18 protein-coding genes are annotated in these 23,472 nt (G+C 67.1%); 11 read left to right on the top strand and 7 right to left on the bottom strand.

The window, feature by feature from the left end; translation table 11 throughout:
* Positions 1–12: 12 nt before the first annotated feature.
* Positions 13–951 (bottom strand): proteasome assembly chaperone family protein, encoded by a 939-nt coding sequence (locus KTR40_RS07740; protein ID WP_228405779.1) that lies wholly within the window; start codon positions 949–951, stop codon positions 13–15.
* 258 nt (positions 952–1,209) lie between these two features.
* On the opposite strand from KTR40_RS07740, the gene KTR40_RS07735 reads away from it, so the two are divergent.
* From KTR40_RS07735 to KTR40_RS07715, 5 genes are all read left to right on the top strand, one after another.
* Complete coding sequence (locus KTR40_RS07735) at positions 1,210–2,736, top strand: leucyl aminopeptidase (protein WP_228405778.1); 1,527 nt, start codon at positions 1,210–1,212, stop codon at positions 2,734–2,736.
* Between the two features lie 257 nt (positions 2,737–2,993).
* The gene (lpdA, locus tag KTR40_RS07730; protein ID WP_139028891.1) at positions 2,994–4,376 is read left to right on the top strand and encodes a dihydrolipoyl dehydrogenase; all 1,383 of its coding nucleotides are present in this window, start codon (positions 2,994–2,996) and stop codon (positions 4,374–4,376) included.
* Positions 4,377–4,492: 116 nt separating this feature from the next.
* Entirely contained in the window at positions 4,493–6,277 is a 1,785-nt protein-coding gene (sucB, locus tag KTR40_RS07725) for a 2-oxoglutarate dehydrogenase, E2 component, dihydrolipoamide succinyltransferase (protein ID WP_228405777.1), read from the top strand.
* A 114-nt stretch (positions 6,278–6,391) separates the two neighbouring features.
* Positions 6,392–6,742 carry a hypothetical protein gene (locus KTR40_RS07720; protein ID WP_139028889.1) on the top strand — a complete coding sequence of 117 codons (351 nt, stop codon included), beginning with the start codon at positions 6,392–6,394 and terminating at the stop codon, positions 6,740–6,742.
* A gap of 242 nt (positions 6,743–6,984) precedes the next feature.
* Positions 6,985–7,413, top strand: coding sequence for an OsmC family protein (locus tag KTR40_RS07715; RefSeq protein WP_228405776.1), 429 nt, complete (start codon positions 6,985–6,987; stop codon positions 7,411–7,413).
* Between the two features lie 131 nt (positions 7,414–7,544).
* Here the strand turns inward: KTR40_RS07715 and KTR40_RS07710 are convergent, their stop codons facing one another.
* A complete protein-coding gene (locus tag KTR40_RS07710; RefSeq protein WP_228405775.1) occupies positions 7,545–11,054 on the bottom strand; it encodes a S41 family peptidase in 3,510 nt (1,169 codons plus the stop codon).
* 73 nt (positions 11,055–11,127) lie between these two features.
* Between KTR40_RS07710 and KTR40_RS07705 the strand changes: the two genes are divergently transcribed.
* Positions 11,128–12,054 carry a TIGR01777 family oxidoreductase gene (locus KTR40_RS07705; RefSeq protein ID WP_228406061.1) on the top strand — a complete coding sequence of 309 codons (927 nt, stop codon included), beginning with the start codon at positions 11,128–11,130 and terminating at the stop codon, positions 12,052–12,054.
* A 35-nt stretch (positions 12,055–12,089) separates the two neighbouring features.
* Here the strand turns inward: KTR40_RS07705 and KTR40_RS07700 are convergent, their stop codons facing one another.
* On the bottom strand, positions 12,090–13,748 hold the full coding sequence (locus KTR40_RS07700) for a serine/threonine-protein kinase (RefSeq protein WP_228405774.1): 1,659 nt from the start codon (positions 13,746–13,748) through the stop codon (positions 12,090–12,092).
* A 163-nt stretch (positions 13,749–13,911) separates the two neighbouring features.
* Between KTR40_RS07700 and lipB the strand changes: the two genes are divergently transcribed.
* The 4 genes from lipB (at position 13,912) to KTR40_RS07680 (ending at position 16,884) form a co-directional block, all read left to right on the top strand.
* Positions 13,912–14,580 (top strand): lipoyl(octanoyl) transferase LipB, encoded by a 669-nt coding sequence (gene lipB, locus KTR40_RS07695; RefSeq protein WP_228405773.1) that lies wholly within the window; start codon positions 13,912–13,914, stop codon positions 14,578–14,580.
* Positions 14,577–15,596, top strand: a complete 1,020-nt coding sequence (gene lipA, locus KTR40_RS07690) for a lipoyl synthase (protein ID WP_228405772.1) — start codon at positions 14,577–14,579, stop codon at positions 15,594–15,596. The genes lipB and lipA overlap by 4 nt, the downstream gene beginning before the upstream one ends.
* Positions 15,597–15,695: 99 nt before the next feature.
* Positions 15,696–16,448 carry a DUF4191 domain-containing protein gene (locus KTR40_RS07685; protein ID WP_139028879.1) on the top strand — a complete coding sequence of 251 codons (753 nt, stop codon included), beginning with the start codon at positions 15,696–15,698 and terminating at the stop codon, positions 16,446–16,448.
* A gap of 82 nt (positions 16,449–16,530) precedes the next feature.
* A complete protein-coding gene (locus KTR40_RS07680) occupies positions 16,531–16,884 on the top strand; it encodes a DUF3817 domain-containing protein (protein WP_228405771.1) in 354 nt (117 codons plus the stop codon).
* Positions 16,885–16,927: 43 nt separating this feature from the next.
* Here KTR40_RS07680 and KTR40_RS07675 read toward each other — a convergent pair whose 3' ends face one another.
* The gene (locus KTR40_RS07675) at positions 16,928–17,365 is read right to left on the bottom strand and encodes an RDD family protein (protein ID WP_228405770.1); all 438 of its coding nucleotides are present in this window, start codon (positions 17,363–17,365) and stop codon (positions 16,928–16,930) included.
* Between the two features lie 317 nt (positions 17,366–17,682).
* On the opposite strand from KTR40_RS07675, the gene glnA reads away from it, so the two are divergent.
* On the top strand, positions 17,683–19,107 hold the full coding sequence (glnA, locus tag KTR40_RS07670) for a type I glutamate--ammonia ligase (RefSeq protein WP_139028876.1): 1,425 nt from the start codon (positions 17,683–17,685) through the stop codon (positions 19,105–19,107).
* 296 nt (positions 19,108–19,403) lie between these two features.
* On the opposite strand, the gene KTR40_RS07665 is transcribed toward glnA, so the two are convergent.
* The 3 genes from KTR40_RS07665 to KTR40_RS07655 form a co-directional block, all read right to left on the bottom strand.
* Entirely contained in the window at positions 19,404–19,928 is a 525-nt protein-coding gene (locus tag KTR40_RS07665; protein WP_228405769.1) for a GNAT family N-acetyltransferase, read from the bottom strand.
* 5 nt (positions 19,929–19,933) lie between these two features.
* Positions 19,934–20,377, bottom strand: coding sequence for a VOC family protein (locus KTR40_RS07660; RefSeq protein WP_139028874.1), 444 nt, complete (start codon positions 20,375–20,377; stop codon positions 19,934–19,936).
* An 80-nt stretch (positions 20,378–20,457) separates the two neighbouring features.
* Positions 20,458–23,469 carry a bifunctional [glutamine synthetase] adenylyltransferase/[glutamine synthetase]-adenylyl-L-tyrosine phosphorylase gene (locus tag KTR40_RS07655; protein ID WP_139028873.1) on the bottom strand — a complete coding sequence of 1,004 codons (3,012 nt, stop codon included), beginning with the start codon at positions 23,467–23,469 and terminating at the stop codon, positions 20,458–20,460.
* Positions 23,470–23,472 lie beyond the last annotated feature (3 nt).

Genomic DNA, 23,472 nt, shown 5'->3' with positions numbered 1-23,472 from the left:
GGTCCAGCCCCTTTATTGACCCGGGTTCTCCCGTGCCAGGTACGCTTCCACCGCGGCGCCGAGGTCGTCGGCATTGGGCAGTTCGTCGTTCTCGTCCGCCAGGAGCGAGCGGCGAACTGTGCCCTCCGCCTTTTCGTCATAGCGGGTCTCCAGCCGCGACACCACCTGCTGGACTTCCTCGGAGGCATCAATCTGTTCGGCGATCTGGCGGCTGACTTCACGGCCCGCTTCGCGGAGCCTGTCCGAGGGCAGCATCAGCGAGGCGGCTGCGCCAAGGTATTCCAGGCCGGCGACGGCGGCCGTGGGGTATTCCGCCTCGGCCAGGTACTGGGGCACGTGGATGACATAACCGGCCACATTCCGTCCGGCCTCCATCAGGCGGAGTTCGAGGATGTGGCCCACGGCTGCGGGAACCTCCACGGTGGGCTTCCACACGGAGATGCCTTCGATCAGCTCCGGCCGGTTCCCGTGCACCGTGACGCCCACCGGGCGGGTGTGCGGAACCGGCATCGGAATGGAGTGGATCCAGGTGACCAGGTTGACATCCAGTTGCTCCACGATGCCCACCACGGCGCGTGCGAAGCGTTCCCACTGCAGGTCCGGTTCGAAGCCGGCCAGCAGGAGGAAAGGCTTACCCAGCCCGTCGACGAGGCGGTACAGGGCCAGTTTCGGTTCCTGGTAATCCTGGAGGTGGTCCTCCACGAACGTCAGGTGCGGCCTGCGCGAGCGGTAGTCGATCAGCTGGTCGGCATCGAACACCGCCACCGGCTCGGCGTCGAGCGAGTCCAGCAACTCCGCGTTGATCTGCTTCACCACGTGGCCGGCATCGGCGAATCCGGTGAAGCCCATCACCAGGTTCAGCCCGCGGAGCCCGGGGCTGTGGAATAGCCCAATGTTGCTCGCGTAGAGCGCGCCGGGGTCCAGCAGGGAGCCGGAGATCCGTTCAAGCACGGCATGTTCCTTTCACAGGTGCGGGTGGACATTCTTTTACAACGCCCCGGGACGGCCGCGCATTCCGGCACCCGGTGTGGCGCACCTCTCACGAAATTCCCCCGGCGCGGCGGCTACGGGCTACGATCGGAACTGGCCTGCCAGACGGGCCTGCAGACACCCGGACTGCGTTCCGAACGGCCGTACCCGGGCAACCATGGCAGAACGCCGAACATGCACCCCTGCCCGAACATCTTTCGAGAATCGAGGACTGACCCCGTGGTCAAGAATACTGAAATCAACCTTAGTACCCTCTCGCGGGACCTGAAGAAGAGCCCCAGCGACGCGGTGGTCATAGGCGTTGGGCAGGGTGCAGACGGTCCCGTCCTCCTGGAGAACCCGCTGACTGCCAGGTCCGCCGAGGCACTCGCGGATTCGCTCAAGGCGCTCGGGGTCACGGGCGCGGCCGACCAGCTGGTGCGCCTGCCGGGCCTGCCGGAGACCGGCGCGGGTGTCCTGGTCCTGGCCGGCGTGGGCAAGGTATCGGCTGCGGAACCGCTTGCCGGGGAAGCACTGCGCCGGGCGGCCGGTTCCGCCATCCGCCAGCTCGCCGGTTTCGCCACGGTCGCGTTGGCGTTTCCGACGGCGACAGTCACCGACGTCGCAGCGGTGGCCGAAGGTGCCGCCATGGGGGCCTATTCCTTCACCGAGTTCCGGACCTCCAGGGACGGCCTGAAGGATCCGGTCCGCAATGCGGTTATTTTCACCGACCTGGCTGACCAGAAGGAACTTGGCCCCGTCCTTAAGAGGGCGGCGTTGATCGGGAAGGCGGTCAACGCCACCCGTTCCCTGGTGAACCAGCCGCCCAGCCACCTCTACCCCGAGTCCTTCGCCGAAGCTGCAAAGGACCTGGCCAAGGGCCTGCCCGTCAAGGTGACCGTCTGGGACGAGAAGCGCCTCGAGAAGGAGGGCTTCGGCGGCATCATGGGCGTGGGCAAGGGCTCCGCCCGCCAGCCGCGCCTCGTCAAGGTGGAATACTCTCCCGCCAAGGCAACGTCAAAGATCGCGCTCGTCGGCAAGGGCATCACCTTTGACACTGGCGGAATCTCCATCAAGCCGGCCCTTGGCATGGGCGACATGAAGAGCGACATGGCGGGCGCCGCCGTCGTCCTTAATACTGTGCTGGCCCTCGCGGGACTCGGCCTGCCGGTTAAGGCAACCGCCTGGCTGTGCATCGCCGAGAACATGCCCTCCGGCGCCGCATCACGTCCGGCTGACGTCCTGACGATGTTCGGCGGCAAGACCGTGGAGGTCCTGAACACCGACGCCGAAGGGCGCCTGGTCATGGCCGACGGCATCGTTGCCGCCAGCGCCGAGTACCCGGACGCCATCATCGACGTCGCAACCCTCACCGGGGCGCAGTTGATCGCCCTGGGAAACCGGACCGCGGGCGTCATGGGATCGGACAGCGTGACCGGCCCGCTCAAGGCCGCAGCGGACCGGGCCGGAGAGCTCGTGTGGCCGATGCCGCTTCCCGAGGAATTGCGGCCCAGCCTTGATTCCCAGGTGGCCGACCTCGCGAACATCGGCGAACGCCACGGCGGCATGATGACCGCGGCCGTTTTCCTCCGTGAGTTCGTGGGTAAGGGCAAGGACGGGGAACAGATCCCCTGGGCCCACATCGACATCGCCGGGCCCTCCTTCAATAACGGGAGCCCCTATGGCTACACGCACAAGCAGGGAACGGGCTGCACGGTCCGGACGCTGGTGGCCTACGTGGAGGACATCCTGGCTGCTGCTGCCTGACATCCGGCGGCCGGCACCGTGCTGGCACGCGGCTTTGCGGGACCGGTGATCCCTGTGCCACAAAGCCGCGTGACACTCGACACAAGCGCTCCACAAACGTGGTGCCAGGGTGGAGCATGGATTAGTGGTTCGCTAAGGTGAACCACGGTAGTCACAAATGCAAGAGAATTGGCCTGCTGGAATAATCACGGCAGTGCAGGTTCCAAGACCAGATGATGCGCAGGACCGCGTCATCGTTCACGCGAGGGAGCGTTTAAGTGGCCGATCAGGCAACTGCGCAAGAATTCGACATCCTGGTACTCGGTGGCGGCAGCGGCGGATACGCCGCCGCGCTGCGGGCAGTACAGCTTGGCCTCACCGTCGGCCTCGTGGAGAAGGCAAAGCTGGGCGGCACCTGCCTCCACAACGGCTGCATCCCCACCAAGGCCCTCCTGCACTCTGCGGAGCTGGCCGACCACGCCCGTGACTCCGCCAAGTACGGCGTGAACGTCACCCTTGACAGCATCGACATCAACGCTGTCAACGCGTACAAGGACGGCATCATCGCCGGCAAGTACAAGGGCCTGCAGGGCCTCATCAAGTCCAAGGGCATCACTGTCATTGAAGGTGAAGGCAAGCTCCAGGGCACCGACACTGTCGTGGTGAACGGCACCGCGTACAAGGGCAAGAACATCGTCCTGGCCACCGGTTCCTACTCCCGCACCCTCCCGGGCCTGGAGCTCGGCGGCAAGGTCATCACCTCGGACCAGGCCCTCACCATGGACTTCATCCCCAAGAGCGCCATCATCCTGGGCGGCGGCGTAATCGGCGTCGAGTTCGCCTCCGTCTGGAAGTCCTTCGGCGTGGACGTCACCATCGTGGAAGGCCTGCCCTCGCTGGTTCCCAACGAGGACGCCACCATCGTCAAGAACTTCGAGCGTGCCTTCAAGAAGCGCGGCATCAAGTTCTCCACTGGCGTTTTCTTCCAGGGCGTCGAGCAGAACGAGGACGGCGTCAAGGTCACCCTGGTGGACGGCAAGACCTTCGAAGCCGACCTCCTCCTGGTTGCCGTGGGCCGCGGCCCAGTCACCGCCAACCTTGGCTACGAGGAAGCCGGCGTCACAATCGACCGCGGCTTCGTCATCACCAACGAGCGCCTGCACACCGGCGTCGGCAACATCTACGCAGTGGGCGACATCGTGCCCGGCGTCCAGCTCGCACACCGCGGCTACCAGCAGGGCATCTTCGTGGCCGAGGAAATCGCCGGCCTGAAGCCCGTGATCGTCGAGGACATCAACATCCCGAAGGTCACCTACTCCGAGCCCGAAATCGCCACGGTTGGCTACACCGAAAAGGCAGCCAAGGAGAAGTTCGGCGAGGACCAGGTACAGACGCAGGAATACAACCTGGCCGGCAACGGCAAGAGCTCCATCCTGGGCACCTCCGGCCTGGTCAAACTGGTCCGCCAGAAGGACGGCCCCGTGGTGGGCGTCCACATGATCGGCGCCCGCATGGGCGAGCAGGTCGGCGAAGCCCAGCTGATCGTGAACTGGGAAGCCTACCCCGAGGATGTGGCGCAGCTGGTGCACGCCCACCCCACCCAGAACGAAGCCCTGGGCGAAGCCCACCTGGCACTCGCGGGCAAGCCCCTTCACGGCTAGTCTCCCCCAAGCACCACAGGGCCTGGTGCACCCGGCACGGAATGCCGGGTGCACTAGGCTGGCCAACAAGGCAGCAATCATCCGCACTAAAGATCAATAAGGAGAACGGGGACGACATGTCTGAATCCGTTAACTTGCCCGCCCTCGGTGAGAGCGTCACCGAAGGAACCGTCACCCGCTGGCTCAAGCAGGTAGGTGACCGGGTAGAGGTGGACGAGCCCCTGCTCGAAGTCTCCACCGACAAAGTAGACACTGAAATCCCCTCTCCTGTAGCTGGCGTGATTGAGGAAATCCTGGTCGCCGAGGACGAGACCGCTGAGGTCGGCGCTCCCCTGGTCCGCATCGGCGACGGCTCCGGTGGTGGTGCACCCGCCGCAGAAGCTCCTGCCGAAGAGGCCCCGGCTGCTGGGCAGGCCGCCCCCGCCGAGGCCCCGTCCACCGAGGCCCCCGCACCGGACGAAGCCCCTGCACAGGAAGCAGCGCCCGAAGAGGCACCGGCCCAGCAGGCTCCGGCTGCAGGCGGCGGCGAGGGCCACGAGGTCACCCTCCCGGCCCTCGGCGAAAGCGTCACCGAAGGCACCGTCACCCGCTGGCTGAAGGCCGTCGGAGACACCGTGGAGGTGGACGAGCCCCTGCTGGAGGTGTCCACCGACAAGGTCGACACCGAAATCCCCTCCCCCGTGGCCGGTACGCTCCAGGAGATCCGCGTCAACGAGGACGAGACCGCAGAGGTTGGCTCCGTCCTGGCCGTCATCGGCTCAGGCGCGGCTGCCGCTCCGGCACCTGCAGCACCGCAGTCCGCCCCCGCCCAGGAGGCACCGAAGCAGGAAGAGCCCAAGCAGGAGGCACCGAAGCAGGAAGCCCCCGCAGCAGCACCGGCAGCAGCTCCGGCCCCCGCGGCAGCGCCTGCACCGGCGAGTGCACCGCAGTCCGCCCCGGCCGCAGCCGAGGCACCCGCTGCCGGCGGCGAATCCGGCTACGTGACTCCCCTGGTCCGCAAGCTGGCAAACCAGCACGGCGTGGACATCACCTCCCTCTCGGGTACCGGCGTCGGCGGCCGCATCCGCAAGCAGGATGTCATTGCCGCGGCCGAAGCAAAGGCTGCACCGGCCGCCGCTCCAGCCGCTTCGGCCCCGGCAGCACCCGCCGCCGCAGCATCCAACGGCGCAGTCTCCTCGCTGCGCGGCACCACGCAGAAGGCTCCGCGCATCCGCCAGGTCATAGCCCGCCGCATGCGCGAGTCCCTTGAGGTCTCCACGCAGCTGACGCAGGTCCACGAAGTGGACATGACCAAGGTGGCCAAGCTCCGCGCCCGTGCCAAGAACTCGTTCCAGGCGCAGAACGGCGTGAAGCTGACCTTCCTGCCGTTCATCGCCAAGGCAGTGGCCGAGGCCCTCAAGCAGCACCCCAAGCTCAACGCTGCGTACGACGAGGAAAAGCAGGAGATCACCTACCACAACGCGGAGCACCTGGCGATCGCCGTCGACACCGACAAGGGCCTGCTGGTCCCGGTCATCTCCGACGCCGGCAGCCTGAACCTCGCAGGCCTGGCCGGCAAGATCGCCGACGTTGCCAGCCGCACCCGCGACGGCAAGATCGGCCCGGATGAACTGTCCGGCGGCACGTTCAGCATCACCAACATCGGCTCGGTCGGGGCCCTGTTCGACACCCCGATCATCAACCAGCCGCAGGTAGGCATCCTCGGCACCGGCGCCATCGTCAAGCGTGCCGTGGTTGTTTCCGATGAAAACGGCGACGACTCGATCGCCATCCGCTCCATGATGTACCTGTCCCTGACGTACGACCACCGCCTGGTGGACGGCGCGGACGCCGGCCGGTTCCTCCAGACCCTGAAGGCACGCCTTGAAGAAGGCGCCTTCGAGGCTGACCTGGGCCTGTAACGGACCAAAACGCACGACGGCGGTGCAGGCACCGGTGGAAATCCACCGGGCGGCCTGCACCGCCGTCGGCGTTTAACTACTACAGGCTGTAGAATCTCTGGCTACACTGGTCCCATGAACATCGTCTATAACATCGTGGTTTTCCTGCACATCGTCGGCGCCGCCATGATCGTGGGCATCTGGATCGGCCAGATGAAGAAGCCCACCGTCCACCCCCGCCAGTTCGACGGCGCCATGCTCCAGCTCCTCACAGGCGTCGCCCTGATGGGCCTGATCCCGGCCCTGGACATGGACGCCAACTACTTCAAGCTCGGCATCAAGTTCGCCGTTGCCCTCGCCGTGGGCGTGCTGGCCTTCATCGGCCGCCGGAAGTACAAGAAGGGCGAGGACATCAGCGCGGGCCTGGCGCACGGCGTCGGCGGCCTCGCGCTGCTGAACATCGCCATCGCGACCCTCTGGAAGTAAGCGCCGGCCGCTGACGCGATCACGGCGACGTCCCCCTCAGCCGGGGGCGTCGCCGTCGTCATGTCCCGCCGTCGTTATGTCCCGCCGTCGTTATGTATTGGCCGCGGTGGCTACCCGCCTGCCCTGGTCACAATCCTCTGACAGCGGACAGCTGGTGCACGGCTCCCGGGAAGTCCCTAGGATGGGAGACGGCGGGGCCAGGCACTGGCCTGCCCCGGTTCGAATCGACTTGAGGAGTGGTTATGGCAGCAACACGCACCGCGCACACGGTATGGAACGGCGACCTGATGACGGGTTCGGGGAACACCACGCTGGACAGCTCAGGCCTGGGCACCTACGAGGTCACCTGGAAGGCCCGTACCGAGGCTTCCGGCGGCAAGACCAGCCCTGAAGAACTTATTGCCGCAGCCCACTCGGCCTGCTTCTCCATGGCCTTCAGCCACGCGCTGGCCCAGGCCGGCCACGCGCCGGAGGAAGTCAACACCAAGGCGGACGTCACCTTCGTTCCGGGCACCGGCATCACTGGCAGCCACCTGACCATGTCCGCCCGGATCCCCGGCATCTCCCAAGAGGAATTCCAGAAGATCGCTGCTGAAGCGAAGGTGGGCTGCCCGGTCTCCGGCGCCCTCGCAAGCATCGACATCACCCTGGATGCGACGCTGCAGTCCTGACCCTGGGCTCCTGATCCAGCCCTGATCCAGGGCTGACGGCAAAAGGCCCTGCCTGACCGGAATCTTTCCGGCCAGGCAGGGCCTTTTTGCTGTTTCGGGTGCCTCGCTGGCGCCCCCGGGCTGCTCCCCGGTCAGTTCCCCTGGCGGCGCGCCGGGAGCGGAGCCGGCCGCAGGCGTCGGTACCCTTCGCGGGCCGGCGGGCGGTCCGTGGGCAGCTCCTGGACCATTTCCTTCAGCGCACCGATGCCGTACTCCAGCTGGGGGTCGCGGCCCGCGGCATAGGCATGCGGCGGGTAGGTGACCTCGATGTCCGGATCCACACCGTAGTTCTCCACGCTCCAGCCCACCCCGCCGCCGAACCAGGTGGCGTACCGCGGCTGCGTCACGCCGGTGCCGTCGGCGAGGGAGAACCGGTTGTCAATGCCCACCACACCGCCCCAGGTGCGCGTGCCGATGACCGGACCGATACCCCGCAGCTTTGACACCTGCGTGATGATGTCACCGTCAGAACCGGCGAATTCGTCCGCCAGGATGATCACCGGGCCGCGTGGCGCGTGGTGCGGGTAGGTCCGCGGCTTTTCCCCGCGCGGCATGCTCCACCCGGTCACCTTGCGGCCGATCAGTTCCGCCACCAGCTGCGAGGTGTGGCCTCCGCGGTTCCGGCGGACATCGACGATGAGGCCGTCCAGCGCAGTCTCGGTGTCAAGGTCCCGGTGCAGCTGCGCCCAGCCGTTGGCCATCATGTCCGGGATATGCAGGTAGCCGAACGTGCCCGCCGAGGCCTCCCGGACGGTGCGCCGGTTTGAGGCCACCCATTCCTGGTACCGGAGTCGCTCCTCGTCCTTGATGGGAACGACGGCGACGCGGCGCTGGGTGCCTGCGGCGGCCCCGTGCGCCGAACCGTTCAGGAGGGTCAGCTCCACTGCGCGTCCGGCCGCACCCACCAGCTGCATGGCCGGGGTGACAGCTTCGGACAACGGCACGCCGTCGATGGCCAGCAGGACGTCGCCGGCCTTCGCCCCCACTCCCGGCCTGGTCAGGGGTGACGTGGCCAGCGGATCGGAAGACTCACCGGCCAGGATCCGGGTGATCTCCCACCCGGCGGCGGTGCAGGCCAGGTCCGCGCCCAGCCTGCCCTGGCCGTGGCTGCCGTTTTCGGTGACCGGAGCCGGCCGGACGTAGGCGTGGGACGTGCCCAGCTCGCCGTGCAGCTCCCAGAGGAGGTCAACCAGGTCATCGTGCGAGCCCAGGCGTTCCACGAGCGGACGGTAGCGGCGGTGGATGGAGTCCCAGTCCTGCCCGGCCATGTCCTCGGTCCAGAAGAAATCGCGCTGCAGCCGCCAGGCCTCGTCAAAGGCCTGGCCCCAAACACTGAGCGGGTCCATCATCACCCGGATCCGGCCCAGGTCAACCTTGACCAGCTTCCCGGACTCCTCATCCGCCTTGGCGTCGGCGGGGACCACCGTGACCTGCTTGTCCGAGATCAGCACCACCTTGCTGCGGTCCCCTGACAGCCGGTAGCTGTCCAGCGCGTCCACGAGGGTGGCCTGCTTGCGCCGGCCGAGGTCGAACCGGACCAGGCTTGGCCGGGAGTCCTTGTCCTCCTGGCTGGCCTTTCCATCACCGGTAACGCCGGCCAGGGCCCAGTCGAGCCACAGCAGCGCGCCCTCGGCGGCCTTCAGGGATGTGTAGTTGCCCTGCGGCACGGGCACGGTGATGACCCGGTGCGCCAGGCCTTCGGGGTCTACCCGGACCTCCGGCTGCTCCGGGCCGCCCTCGTCCTTCCGGCCTGCCTCACCAGCGGACGGCGTGTCCGCCCCTTCGGAGTCCACGGCGGGGCCGAAGGGCGACGGCGTGTCCGCAGCGAGTGCCACAAGGTACGGCTTGATGGGGCTGGGGAAGGAGAGGTCGAAGGAATGTCCGTCGTACACCGGGTCAAAGCTGCGGTTGGACAGGAAGGCCAGGAACTTCCCGTCCGGGGTGAAGGCCGGGGACTGGTCGCAGAAGCGGCCATCGGTGACGTCCACCGGGGCGGCGCCGGGCTTTGCAATGCTGGCCAGCCGCAGCCGGCTGCGGGAGCCGAAGGACGTGACCGGTTCCGACCATACGAGCCACTGCGAGTCTCCGGACCATGCGAGGTCGGCCACCGTGCCCTCACCGATGCTTGACAGGAGTGTCAGTTCTCCCGTCTGCGTGTCCGCCACGTAGACCTCACCGAAGGACGTCCCGAGGGCTATCCGGCGGCCGTCCGGGCTCGCCTCCAAGGCACTGGCGCGCGAGGGCTTGGGGAAAGCGATGCGGGTTGCGGCCGGACCTGCCGGTGCTTCCGCAGCTGGTGCGCCGGATCCAGGCGCGACGTCGGCCTGCTCGTCCGAGGCGTGGACGGCCGGGGTGTTCCCGGCAAGCACGGCGGCGCCGGCAGCCGGGACGGGCTGCGGCAGCACCACGCTTTCCCCTTGACCCGCTGTATCCGGACGCCCGTCCCCGCTTTCCGTGCCCGCGGCATGTGGGCTGCGTGCATCGGTGCCGGGTGCTGCGGCAGGCTGCGGCACAGGGGCGGCAATGTCCTTGATGTACAGCGCCTCCACACCGTCGTGGTCTGCCAGGTAGGCGATCCTGCCGTCACCAAGGGGCCGGGGCAACCGGGCGCGTACCCCCGGCGTGGCTTCGATGATGCGCGACGGACCATCCTTGTGCCGTAGCCAGTGGATGGTGCCGTGGGATTCCACCGCGCTGGCTGAGCCGCATGGGTCCGGTACCACTGCGCCGAGGTGCTTGGCTGCCTTCAGCAGTGCCGGGCGCCGGGACTGTGAGGCGGAGCCCAGGCTGATGTCCAGCCGGACGGCGTCGGAACCGAGATCGTGCAGCACCCAGAGTTCGCCCGCGGACTCGAAGACGACGCGCTTGCCGTCGGTGGAGGCGTGCCTGACGTAGAAGTCCTCGTGGTCCGTGTGCCGGCGCAGGTCCTTTCCGCCGGGCAGGACCGAATACAGGTTCCCGTAACCCTCGTGGTCGGAAAGGAACGCAATGCGGCCGTCCACCCACATGGGGTCAGCGAGGTTGCCCTCAAGCTCCGGAAGGAGCCGCTCGAACTCCCCGTTTCCATCCGTGTCGATCCACAGCTTCCCCGTCGTGCCTCCGCGGTAGCGCTTCCACCAGGCCGGTTCCCGGGACAGCACGCTGCCCACCACCACGGGGCGCTCGTCGCCCACTTCGGGGCCAAAAGCCACGGACTCGACTGGTCCGAACGGGAGTTCCTCCGCCCAGCCGCCCTCCAGGGGCACGCTGTAGGCATGCGTGTGCCTGCTTTCGGCCTGCCGGAAGGCGCTGGTGACCACCACCGAACCGCCGGCCGTGAAGCCCTTGACCCTTGTGGTGCTGTGGCCGAAGTAGGTCAGCTGGCGGTACCCGCCGCCGTCGACCTTTGCAGAGACCACTTCAGGTGCCGTTCCCTGGACCACCGTCCACACCAGCCGCTTGCCGTCGGGGGTGAAGCGGGGGTTGCGGGCGGGCAGTTGGAGCGCGGAGACACGCCAGGCGCGGCCGCCGCCCAGGGGCGCAATCCATACGTCATCCTCGGCCACGAAAGTGACCAGATCGCCATGCAGATGCGGGAAACGGAAGTAGCTCGAAAAGGTCATCGTTCGATCATAGTCAACCCTTCTGCGGCCGGTCGGGAGGTGCCGCAGGGGCCGTGGCGTGGTGAGATGGACCATGCGCATCGTCATGGCCGGGGCCTCCGGGCTGATCGGCAAATCCATGTCAGCAACGTTCCGGAACGCGGGACACGACGTCGTGTCCCTGGTCAGGCGGGCCCCCGGCACGGCGGCGGAAGTCCGCTGGAACCCGGCCGCGGGCGAACTGGACCCACAGGCCCTCGCCGGGGCGGGCGCCGTCGTCAATCTCTCCGGCGCCGGCATCGGTGACAGGCCGTGGACCCGCAAGCGTGTCGAGGAGCTCTTCAGCTCGCGGGTGGACTCGACGCGTACCCTCACCCGGGCAATGCAGCAGCTTGATTCCCCGCCGCCTGTCCTGCTGAGCCAGTCAGGCTCCAACTACTATGGCGACGCCGGAAATACGGTGCTCCGCGAAGATGCGCCGCGCGGTTCCGGAACGCTGGCCGCCATCTGCGGGGAGTGGGAGGACGCCGCCGCCACCGCTCCCCCGGGTGTACGGGTGGTGGTGACGCGGACGGGCGTGGTCCTCAGCCGCAAGGGAGGCGCCCTGGGCAGGCTGCTGCCCCTGATCCGGCTGGGCGTCGGCGGGCCGCTGGGGAACGGCCGACAGTATTGGCCCTGGATAACCCTTCCGGACGTGTCGGCGGCGTCCCTCTTTCTGCTGGAGTCCGGTATCAGCGGCCCGGTCAACGTCTGCGCTCCCCAACAAACCGACGTCAACGCGCTGGTCGGGGAAATCGCCCACGCACTGCACCGGCCCTCGGCCCTGCGGGTCCCGGCCCCCGTCCTGCGGCTGCTGATGCGCGATCTGGCGGAGGAACTCCTGCTGTCCAGCCAGCGCATGGAGCCTGCGGTGCTGCAGGCGGAAGGGTTTGTGTGGCAGCATCCCACGCTGGCCCAGGCCGCGCAGTGGGTTGCCGGCAGGGACAAGGTTGCAGGCAAGGAAGGCGCCGGCCTGGGCTGACCAGCCCGGCGGCCGGATCAGCCGGGTCAGCCGGGTCAGCTTCCCGGCAGGATGTCGCTGATCCGCCACGTACCGTCCTCGGCCACAAGTACCAACCTGAGCTGGCGCGCGCCCGCCGCCGGCCCCTTGCCGATGACGGCGCCCCGGGCATCCTTCACCTCATATGCAGAGGAACCCGAGAGAAGGAGCACCACGGCACGGGCGGCGGTTGCACCGTCCTCGGTCCGGAGCTCGTCGATGTTGCTGGAGAACCCGGCCAGGACGTGGCCGGACCTGCGAAGGGGTTCCGCCGTCTGCTGGTCCGTTGCCGCCGCCGGCGAACCCTTGGCATTGACCTCGTCCAGCAGTTCCCACTGGCCCCCGCTGAAGGCGAGGTCCCGCAGGCGGGCCAGGCCTTCGACAGCCTGGACGGGATCGGCGGCCCCGGCCTGGTGCCTGGCCGCACCCGCCGGGCCTGTCCCTCCTTCGGTCCCGGCCGCTGCCGGTGCCGGTCCGGCGGTGGCACCGGCTGATCCCGGTGCGGGGGCAGATTCGGCGGGCGTGCCTCCAGTTCCGGAAAGCCACCACAGGCCGGCAGCTGCCACTGCCACTGCGGCCGGCAGCAGGCGCAGCACCCGCACACGGCGCCGGACCCCGCCGGCCGGTGTGCGCGCGCCGGGAGCTGAGCGCGCGTGTTTGCCCTGGGAAGGGTGGGCTTCACCCGCTGTGTCCGGGAAAGGCATGCGTTGCCTCGGCTGGGGCAGCCGCACCCACGCCGCAGTGGCGATCCGCCTGACAGCGGCCGCGGCTTTGTCCTGCACTGCTCCGCGCCGGGAGGGTGCCGGGACGTGCCGGCGGGTCATCAACTCCGGGATCACCGTGGGATGGACCGAGGCCGCGAGATCCAGCGGCCGGGGCGATGCGCTGCGGTAGACGGCTATGGCCAAGGACGCCGCCGTGGGCCGGCTCCTCCGGTCCTCGTTGAGGCCGGCCTCCAAGGCGGCCGCAAGCTCCCGCGGAACCTCCGGAACCAGGAGGGACAGCGGCGGGCGGTCAGCCGTCCGTGGCGGAGCCTGGCCGGTGAGGCAGAACCAGCCAAGTGCCGCCGTCGAATACACATCCCGTTCCGGCTGCAGGCCCCGCACCGCGTCCACCGGGGCCGGGTCCACGAAGCCGGGCGTCCCGGAACGCCCGGCGCTGCCGGGGTCACCCAACATGCGCGCAATGCCGAGGTCGGACAGCAGCGGCTTGCCCTGTCCGGTGAACAGGACGTTTCCCGGAGAGACATCCGAGTGGGTAAATCCTTTGCCGTGCAGGTAGCCCAGGACCTGGGCCAGGGGCGTCAGCACTGTCACTGTCTCCCCAATACTGAGCCGGCCGCGGTTGGCTACCAGGGCTGCCAGGGACCCGCCTGGCGCGTAGTCCATGACCAGGGCCGTTCCGCCGTCCGGCGGCCCGGGCAGCCGGACGGCATCATACGCTTTGACCAGATGCTGGTGGTCCAGGGCAGACAGGATCCGGATCTCGCGCCGCACCGCGTCTTCCGTGACCGCTTCGGCATCCTCTACCCCGCCCGGGCCCGGGCGGAAGCATTTCACCGCGAAGTTCCGCCCCGTCCTTTGCTCCCTGGCCAGCCAGACAAGCGCGCTGCAGCCCTGCCCAAGCAAGCGTTCGACGGCGAAGCCCGGCACCTCGGGTGCCTGCAAATCTTCCATGGCTTATGTCTAGCCGAATTTGGCGGGGCCCGCAGAAGTTATCCACAGGCCCCGCAGCCGCGCTCCGCACCGGCGTCGGGCAGCCTGTGACGTGCCTCCAGGGGATGGGTGAGCTTAAGCACTAAACCGGGCCGGGAACGCCACGGGGTCTAAGCTGGATGCCATGACTCTTGAGTTTTCACAGCTGGGTCTTGCTCCCGATTTTGTCGATTACACCCGTGGTTGGGAAATCCAGGGCGAACTCCATGACAAAGTGGTCGCGGGGGTGGCCCCCAGCACCGTCCTCCTCCTGGAACACGCACCGGTTTACACCGCCGGCAAGCGGACCGAGGACCACGAACGGCCGTTCGACGGCACCCCGGTGGTCCCGGTGGACCGCGGCGGGAAACTGACCTGGCATGGTCCGGGCCAGCTGGTGGGATACCCCATCATCAAACTGAAGAACCGGGCAGGCATCCGTGATTATGTCGAACGCCTGGAATCGGTGATTATTGCCGTTCTTGCCGACTACGGGATCAACGCCGTCCGCATCAAAGGCAGGGCCGGAGTCTGGATCACCGCAGACAGCAAGGGCCCGGACCGGAAGATCGCTGCCATTGGCATCCGGGTGCACGAAGGCGTAACAATGCACGGCTTCGCCATCAACTGCAACAACGAGCTTGCACCGTATTCACAGATCATCGCCTGCGGAATCACGGATGCCGGCGTGACAACCATTGCCCAGGAAACCGGCCAGGATGTTGCCCCTGCCGACCTTGTTTCCCGGGTCATCGAAGAACTTCGCAAGAATGAAGACGCCCTGGTCGCTACCCCCGAAGGAGCTCTACTGTGACATTGGCACCTGAAGGCCGGAAGCTTTTGCGCGTTGAACAGCGCAATTCCGCTGTCCCGGTGGAGCGGAAGCCGGACTGGATCAAGGCCAAGGTCCAGATGGGCCCGGAGTTCGTCCAGCTCAAGAACCTGGTCAAGAAAGAGGGCCTGCACACGGTGTGCGAGGAGGCCGGCTGCCCCAACATTTTCGAGTGCTGGGAGGACAAGGAAGCCACCTTCCTGATCGGCGGGTCCGAGTGCACGCGCCGGTGTGACTTCTGCCAGATCGATACCGGCAAACCCTCGCCGGTGGACATGTTCGAACCCACCAAGGTGGCCCGCTCCGTGCAGGCCATGCAGCTGCGCTACGCCACCGTCACCGGCGTGGCCCGGGACGACCTCGCCGATGAGGGCGTGTGGCTGTACGCCGAAACGGTCCGGAAGATCCATGAGCTGAACCCCGGCACCGGAGTGGAGCTGCTGATCCCGGACTTCTCCGGCAAACCCGAACACATCGCCGCGATCTGCGATTCCAGGCCCGAGGTGTTCGCGCACAACGTCGAAACCGTGCCCAGGATCTTCAAGCGGATCCGGCCCGCGTTCCGCTACGACCGGTCCCTGGACGTGATCACGCAGGGCAGGAACCTGGGCATGGTGACCAAGTCCAACCTGATCCTGGGCATGGGCGAAACCCGCGAGGAGATCTCCGAAGCGCTCCGGGACCTGCACGAGGCCGGCTGCGACCTGATCACCATCACCCAGTACCTGCGCCCGTCCGAGCGGCACCTGCCGGTGGACCGCTGGGTCAAGCCGCAGGAATTCGTGGACCTCCAGGACGAAGCCAACGAAATCGGCTTCCTGGGCGTCATGTCCGGCCCGCTGGTCCGCTCCTCCTACCGCGCCGGCCGGCTCTGGGCCACCGCCATGCGCAAGAAGGGCCGCGACATCCCCGCCGAACTCGCCCACATCGCCGAAGGCATCCAGGACTCCGGCACCACCCGCCAGGAAGCCAGCTCACTGCTCGCAGCCCGCTCCTGAGCTGCCCGCCTTCCACAAAAACACCGCGCGAGCCAAGGGCCGGCACCGGAAGACTCCGGTGCCGGCCCTTGGGCTTTGGTCACGTAGAATTGAGGGACTATGGCGAAATCCCCTGATTCCAGCAACTCCACTCCGTCTGGCTCCAGCGCAGTCAAGCGTGGCCTCTTCTCCCGGAAGCCCAAAGAGGCGAAGGCCAAGAAGCCCAGCCGGCTCAAGCAGATCGGCGAAGTCTTCACCATGACCCGCCGTCATGACCCGATGGTTCCGTGGCTTATGCTGCTGGTCTTCCTTGGTGTTGTGGCTGTCAGCTTCCTGGTGGGCTTCTGGCTGGACAACTGGATCACCGGCCTTATCATCGGCATCCCGCTGGGCCTTCTCGGCGCCACGTTCATCTTGTCGCGCCGGGCCGAGCGCGCCGCCTTCGCGCAGATTGAGGACCAGCCCGGTGCCTCCGGCGCTGCGCTGGGCACGCTGCGGCGCGGCTGGATCACCGAGGAACAGCCTGTTGCCGTTAACCCGCGCACGCAGGACGCCGTCTTCCGCGCCATTGGCCGTCCCGGCGTCGTACTCGTCAGCGAAGGCCCCACGCACCGGGTCAAGCCGCTGCTGGAGGCTGAACGCAAGCGCCTGGCACGCATCCTGCCCAACGTCACCGTGCACGTGATCGAAAGCGGCCGCGGCGAGGGCCAAGTGCCGCTCAGCGAGGTGGCGAAGAAGATGGGCAAACTCAAGAAGGAACTGACCAAGCTTGAGGTGAACGCCGTGTCCAAGCGGATCTCGTCGCTGGGCAACCGCCTCCCCATTCCCAAGGGCATCGACCCCTACAAGGCGCGTCCCAACCGCGGGCGCTAGGTTTTGATCCCGCCCCGGTTCCGGCTTCAGCCGGCAGCCGGGGCGTTTTCTTTGCAGCCCCCAGGCAGGACAGGACATCACCATGAACATGACCACAGCAGTGATCCGCGCGTTCCGGATCCTGGCCGTCGCGGAAGCCTTCAGCTGGGTTGCCCTGCTGGTCGGCATGTACTTCAAGTGGATTGCCGGCACCACGGAAATCGGCGTCCAGGTAGCGGGGCCCATCCACGGGGCCCTGTTCGTGGGGTATGGCGTCTGTGCCTTGGCACTCTGGTGGCTGCAGCGTTGGCCCTTTGTGGTGGCCCTGTTCGCAGGCCTGTCCGCGGTGTTCCCGTTCGCCACGGTCCTGTTCGAACGGTGGGCAGGCAAACGCGGGCACCTCAGCGTTGCCGGGGCACCGTCCGCCGCTCCCGTCCGGGAGCCAAGCTCCGTCTAGGGGCTGCCGGGTCCGCCCCGTTCCCCTCCCGGGCTTCCCGTGCCTAGCGGCGGACCAGCAGGGTGTTCATTGCCTTGTCATGGAGGCCGCGATGGTCAGGATCGAAAATCACTGCGGGGATTACCAGGCAGAGCAGCAGGGACCTCACCAAAGCGGCCAGCGGACCCGGGGCACCGCCTCCGGCCCTCACCACGTGGATGCCCACCGCACGGTGCCCGATGCTGTAGCCGAGCGTGCCTACCAGCAGGGTTTGTTCGACGGCGAAGATCGCCAGGGTGGCCCAGGCGTCGCCCGCAAAGGCGAAATTGCTGATCAGCAGCGCCACGATCCAGTCGATCATGATGGCGGCGATCCTGCGGCCCGCCCGCGCAATGGAGCCCGGCCCCGACTCCGGCAGTCCCAGGCGCTCCCCCGGGTATTTGGATATGCCCGAGGTGTCGGGGCCGGAGAGCCAGGAGCCGATGTCTTTGCGATCTACCACCGTCCAAGCTTAGCGACTTCCCCCCGACCACACTGTGGATGGGGTTAGACCACACTGTGGACAGAGGATAGCGTTGCCATATCAGGGCATTCTGTAACCTGCCCGAAACAATGCGGACACGGACGGGAAATGCCGCGTCCATAGGCTGTTACCAGTTTCGAGCAATCCGCCGGAAGGCAACACAGCAGGTAGTACACGGCAGGCAATTGCGGCAGGGTACTGAAGGCAGGGGAACACCGCGTTGTTTCCCTGCCTTCGGATTGCGCTGGATCAGCTGGCTTGCACGCCAGATATTTACATATGCGTTAGGAGCATAGATGTTCAAGACTGCGGACGAAGTCCTCAAGTTCATCAAGGACGAAGATATTAAGTTCGTCGACATCCGTTTCACCGATCTTCCGGGCGTCCAGCAGCACTTCAACGTCCCCGCGAAGAGTGTTGACGCCGACTTCTTCATCAACGGCCAGCTCTTCGACGGATCCTCCATCCGCGGCTTCCAGGGCATTGCAGAGTCTGACATGCAGCTCATCCCCGACGTCACCACGGCGTTCCTGGACACCTTCCGCATGGAGAAGACCCTCGCGCTGAACTTCTCCATCGTGAACCCCCGCACGGGCGATCCCTACCACCGCGACCCCCGCGGCGTTGCCGAGAAGGCTGAAGCGTACCTGGCTTCCACCGGCATCGCGGACACCGCGTTCTTCGCTCCCGAAGCCGAGTTCTTCGTGTTCGACAACGTCCAGTACCAGTCCTCCCCGCAGGGCAGCTTCTACAAGATCGACTCCGAAGAAGCACACTGGAACACCGGCCGTGAGGAAGAGGGCGGAAACCTCGGCTACAAGACCCCCGTCAAGGGCGGTTACTTCCCGGTCTCCCCCACCGACAAGCAGGCTGACCTCCGTGACGCCATGTGTGTTGCACTGGACGAGGCCGGCCTCGAGGTCGAGCGCAGCCACCACGAAGTTGGATCCGCCGGCCAGGCTGAGATCAACTACAAGTTCACCACGCTGACCCACGCTGCCGATGACCTGCAGAAGTTCAAGTACGTCATCAAGAACACCGCAGACGCCTGGGGCAAGTCCGTAACCTTCATGCCCAAGCCGGTTTTCGGCGACAACGGCTCCGGCATGCACTGCCACCAGTCGCTCTGGAACGGCGGCGAGCCGCTGTTCTACGACGAGAAGGGCTACGCCGGCCTGTCCGACACCGCCCGCTGGTACATCGGCGGCCTGCTCAAGCACGCCTCCGCCGTCCTGGCCTTCACCAACCCGACCGTGAACTCCTACCGCCGCCTGGTCAAGGGCTTCGAAGCTCCGGTCAACATGGTCTACTCGCAGGGCAACCGCTCCGCCGGTATCCGTATCCCCATCACGGGCACCAACCCCAAGGCCAAGCGCATCGAGTTCCGCGCGCCGGACCCCTCATCCAACCCGTACCTGGCGTTCGCTGCCCAGCTGATGGCCGGCATCGACGGCATCCGCAACCGCATCGAGCCCCCGGCTCCGATCGACAAGGACCTCTACGAGCTCCCGGCCGAGGAAGCCAAGGACATCCCCAAGGCACCGGGCACCCTCGAGGAGGCCTTGGAAGCACTGCGCGAGGACAACGAGTTCCTGCAGGCCGGTGGCGTGTTCACCCAGGACCTGATCGACACCTGGATCGAGTACAAGTACGAGAACGAGATCCGCCCGCTGTCGCTGCGCCCGAACCCCTACGAGTTCGAGCTCTACTACGGCGTCTAGTCCAGGACCTGTTCTTCAGGACTCCTAAGACACCAAAGGCGGCCACCGGTTATCCGGTGGCCGCCTTTTGCGTGCCGCCCCTAAGGCCATGCGCGGGAAGGGACCCTGGCCGGGAAGAAAGTATAGGTGGGGGCCCGGTTCCAGACGTGCTGAGACCGGGAACCAGACCCCCTGACGAATGCCCCCCGGGATGAAGACCGTTGCAGCCTTCCCCCCAACAAGGTTGAAGAACACCGCCAATCCACATGATCGGGCAATCGCTTTCTCAGTGCAAACGACGCCCCGCCGCCGAGACGCTATTGTGGCCGAAAACTGCGGAACATGATGCGTTGGGGTCCTGCCGCCCCTCCCGTGTACTGGCCGCGGTCCTCGAAGCCCGCCTGCCGGTAGGCGGACAGGCCCGCAGGATTGGCTTCGTTAACCGAAAGAACGACGCCGGCCTCCGGGGTCTGGTGCCTGGCGGTAAGTTTTCCAGCGGCCGCCACAGCGGCGGCTGCGGCGAGCTGGCCCAGCCCACGGCCCTGCTCCCGCCTGTCGATCAGGAAACCCCGTAGCAGCCACGCTGACGCCTCGTCCGGCCACCCCGCCAGGCGTGCTGCCCCCGCCTGCAGGGTCAGCACCCCAACAGCCCGGCCGGCGCACTCGATCACGTAAGGCCGCCGCGATTCCTCCGCCAGTCCTGCCAGGGCCATCCGGAGCGGGTCGCCGACGAACCGCTCCTGCCCGGGGCCAAGCTCCAAGCCCGCCACCGCACCGAGCTGGACAGCCCGGGCATCGGCGTCGAGGTCCCGGAGCGAAATAAGCCAGACGCTCCGGTCCATGCCGCTCAGGACTGGGGGCCGGCGGAATTACCGTCCGCCGCGGATTCAGCCGGCGGACCGGCCGGATCCATCCACATCACTTCCCAGAGGTGGCCGTCCGGATCCTGGAAGCTGTGGTTGTACATGAACCCGTAATCCTGCGGCTTCTCGGACGGGGACCCGCCGGAGGACAGTGCGGTCCTCACGGCCTCGTCCACCGCCTCCCGGCTGTCCACCGAGTAGGCGATGATCGCCTCGGCGGAGCCCTTGCTGTCCGCAACGTCCTTGGAGGTGAAGGTTTTGAAGAAGGACTCCACCAGGAACATGACGTACGCGTTCTCGTTGACGATCATGCAGGTGGCATTCTCGTCCGTATAGTCCGGGTTGAAGGAGAAGCCAAGGGCGGTGAAAAAGTCCACCGAGCGTTTCAGGTCTTTGACGGGCAGGTTGAAATAGATTTCGGTAGCCATGGGCCCAAAATAGCACCGGCTCTGACTGGTGTCAGCCATTCGCGGTCACCGCCGGGGAGGCGTCCTGCTGCCTGCCGTGCCTATTGGCCGTAGAAAACCCGTTCGAAGACCGCCCGTGCGCGCCGGCTGACCCGAAGGTAGTCCTCTTCAAGCACGGCTGCCTGTCCCGGCTCGTACCCGCACCAGCGCGCCACCGCTTCCAGGTCGCGGCGGGAGGAGGGCAGGAGGTCCGAGGCCTTGCCGCTCCAGATCACGTTGGCGGACCGGATGCGGCTGGCAAGGCGCCAGGCCCGGGCCAGGAGCTCGGCATCCGCCCGGGCCAGCAGGCCAAGCTGGGCGGCGGCCTCCAGAGCCTCGAGCGTGGACGTGGTCCGCAGTTCGGGGTGCCGGCCCGCGTGCTGAAGCTGCAGAAGCTGGACCAGCCATTCGACGTCGCTCAATCCGCCGCGACCCAGTTTCAGGTGCCGTGCGGGGTCGGCTCCCCGGGGCAGCCGTTCTGCCTCCACGCGCGCCTTGATCCGCCTGATTTCCCGCACGTCGGTGTCCGCGATGGTTTCCGGGTACCTGATGGGGTCAATGAGTTCGAGGAAATCCTTGGCCAGATCGTCGTTGCCGGCCATGGGGCGCGCCCTTAGGAGCGCCTGGGCCTCCCAGATCAGGGACCATCGCCGGTAGTACTCGGCAAAGGAATCCAGCGAGCGGACCATCGCGCCGTTCTTTCCCTCGGGCCGCAGGTCTGCGTCCATTTGCAGGACGCGCTCGGCCATGATGGCCGGCTTCAGGGGCTGGGTCAGCAGAGTGGAGACCTTCGCGACGATCCGGGCAGCCTGCTCCTGCGCTTCCTCCTGGCTGAAACCGGGCAGTGCCCTGTGCACATACATAACGTCCGCGTCCGAGCCGTAGCCGATCTCGCGGCCGCCCTGCCTGCCCATGGCCACCACCAGGACTGCCGTTTTCAACGGGCCGCCGGCGGAGACGATGCCTTCGGCCACCCGCAGGGCACCCAGCACTGCAGCCCGGTCGGTGTCCGCCAGGGCAGTCCCCACCTGGTCCTGGTCCAGCAGGCCGGCTGAATCGGCCACGGCGATCCGCAGGATCTCCCGCCGCCTGATCAGGCGGATCAGCCGCATGGCGCTCTCCGGATCCGCATGCCGGGACATCTTGGACGTGATCTCCTGCCACTGGGCTTCGAAGCCCACCGGCATCAGGTCCTTGTCGTGGCCCAGCCAGGCGACGGACTCGGGCGAGACCTCCAGGAGATCCGCGATCAGCCTGGAATTCGACAGCATGTGGCACAGGCGTTCTGCTGCGGCGTTGGAGTCCCGGAGCATTCCCAGGTACCAGTGCGTGGTTCCCAGCGCTTCACTGATGCGCCGGAAGGCAAGCAGCCCGGCATCCGGATCCACGCCCTCGGCCAGCCAGTCAAGCAGGATTGGCAGCAGCTGCCGCTGCAGGGCGGCGCGCCTGCTGACCCCGGCCGTTAGCGCCTCGATGTGCCGCATGGCACCCTGCGGATCCCGGTATCCGAGGGCGGCAAGCCGGCCCTGGGCGGCTTCCGGGGTCAGTTTGGCGTCCTCGCTGCTGAGCTTGGCGGCCGTGTTGAGCAGCGGCCGGTAGAAGATACGCTCGTGCAGTTCCCGTACTGAACGCTTGGTCTTCTGCCACGTGGCGAGCAACGCGTCCGGGTGGGGCCGCTCATTTGAGAAGGGCCCCAGCACGGCCTTGGCCAGCGACCGGAGGGCCGGTTCAGCCACCGGCATAAGGTGGGTCCTGCGCAGCTGGAAGAGCTGGATGCGGTGCTCCAGCAGCCGCAGGTACCGATAGGCATTGTCGAACGCGGCCGCGTCGGAGCGGCCAATGTACCCGCCGGCGGACAAGGCAGCGATGGCAGAAGTGGTGTCACGCCGTCTCAGCGTTTCATCTGCCTTCCCATGCACCAGTTGAAGCAGCTGGACAGTGAATTCAACGTCACGGAGGCCCCCGCGGCCCAGTTTGATCTGCCTCTGCTCCTCCGCGGCCGGAATGTGCTCGGTGACCCGGCGGCGCATCGCCTGGACGGATTCAACGAAACCGTCACGGCTCGCCGAACTCCAGATCAGCGGCGCCACGGCCTCCTCGTAGCGGCGGCCCAGGGCGGCGTCACCGGCAATGGTCCTGGCCTTGAGGAGGGCCTGGAACTCCCAGCTTTCGGCCCAGCGGGCGTAGTACGTCTCGTGTGAGGCCAGGGTGCGCACCAGCGGACCGGATTTTCCTTCCGGCCGCAGGTTTGCGTCCACCTCCCAGAGGCCCGGCTCACGTGCGACGGAGGAGATGGCGCGGGATATCCCGCTGGCAAGGGCCGTCCCGATGGTGCTGGCGTGCGCGTCGTCGAGGGACCCGGGGTCCACGACGTAAATGACGTCGACGTCGGAAATATAATTCAGCTCGCGGGCGCCGCATTTGCCCATGCCGATGACGGCAAGCCCGACGGCGGCTACGTCCTCCGCGGCGTACTGCCCGGAGGCCTCGGCGCGCGAGACAGCGAGGGCCGCCTCGATGGCTGCCCCGGCCAGGTCCGCGAGTTCGCCGCCCACAGACGGCAGGAAGTCCAGGGGATCGGCCGCGCACAGGTCCTTGACGGCGAGGTCCACTACTCCCCTGCGGTAGGCCGTGCGCAGGGCGGCATAGGCCTCGGCTCCCGTGCTGGCTGCCACCGGGCGCTCGGCACGCGGGTCGGCGCCAACGGACTGCAGCAGGGCGTCGCGCAGGTCCGCGGGATTTGCCTGCAGCGGCTCAGGACTTGCCCTGACCCGGAAGGCCTCCAGGTGTTCCGGGTGGCGGATGAGGAACTCCCCCAGCGCCTCGGACGCACCGAGCACCCGGTACATGGGCTCGCTGGTGTCGGGGTCGGCGGCGGCGAGGTCCCGCAGCTCCGGGTGCTTTTCGATCAGCCGGACCAGGGACTGCAGGGCAGTGTCCGGGCTGGCTGCCATGTGCAGTCCCGCGAATAGCCTGTCCTGGTCCAGCCCTTCCAGTTCGCGGGCAGCCAGGAACCTTTCGCCCTTTTCAAGGTCACTGAAACCGGCCGCAATAAGGCGGCGTGCCAGGCTCACGCC

This window comes from Pseudarthrobacter sp. L1SW, assembly GCF_020809045.1.
Taxonomy (GTDB): Bacteria; Actinomycetota; Actinomycetes; order Actinomycetales; family Micrococcaceae; genus Arthrobacter.
Note: the sequence above shows the minus strand (reverse complement) of the source record. Positions and strands in the feature narration are given on the sequence as shown.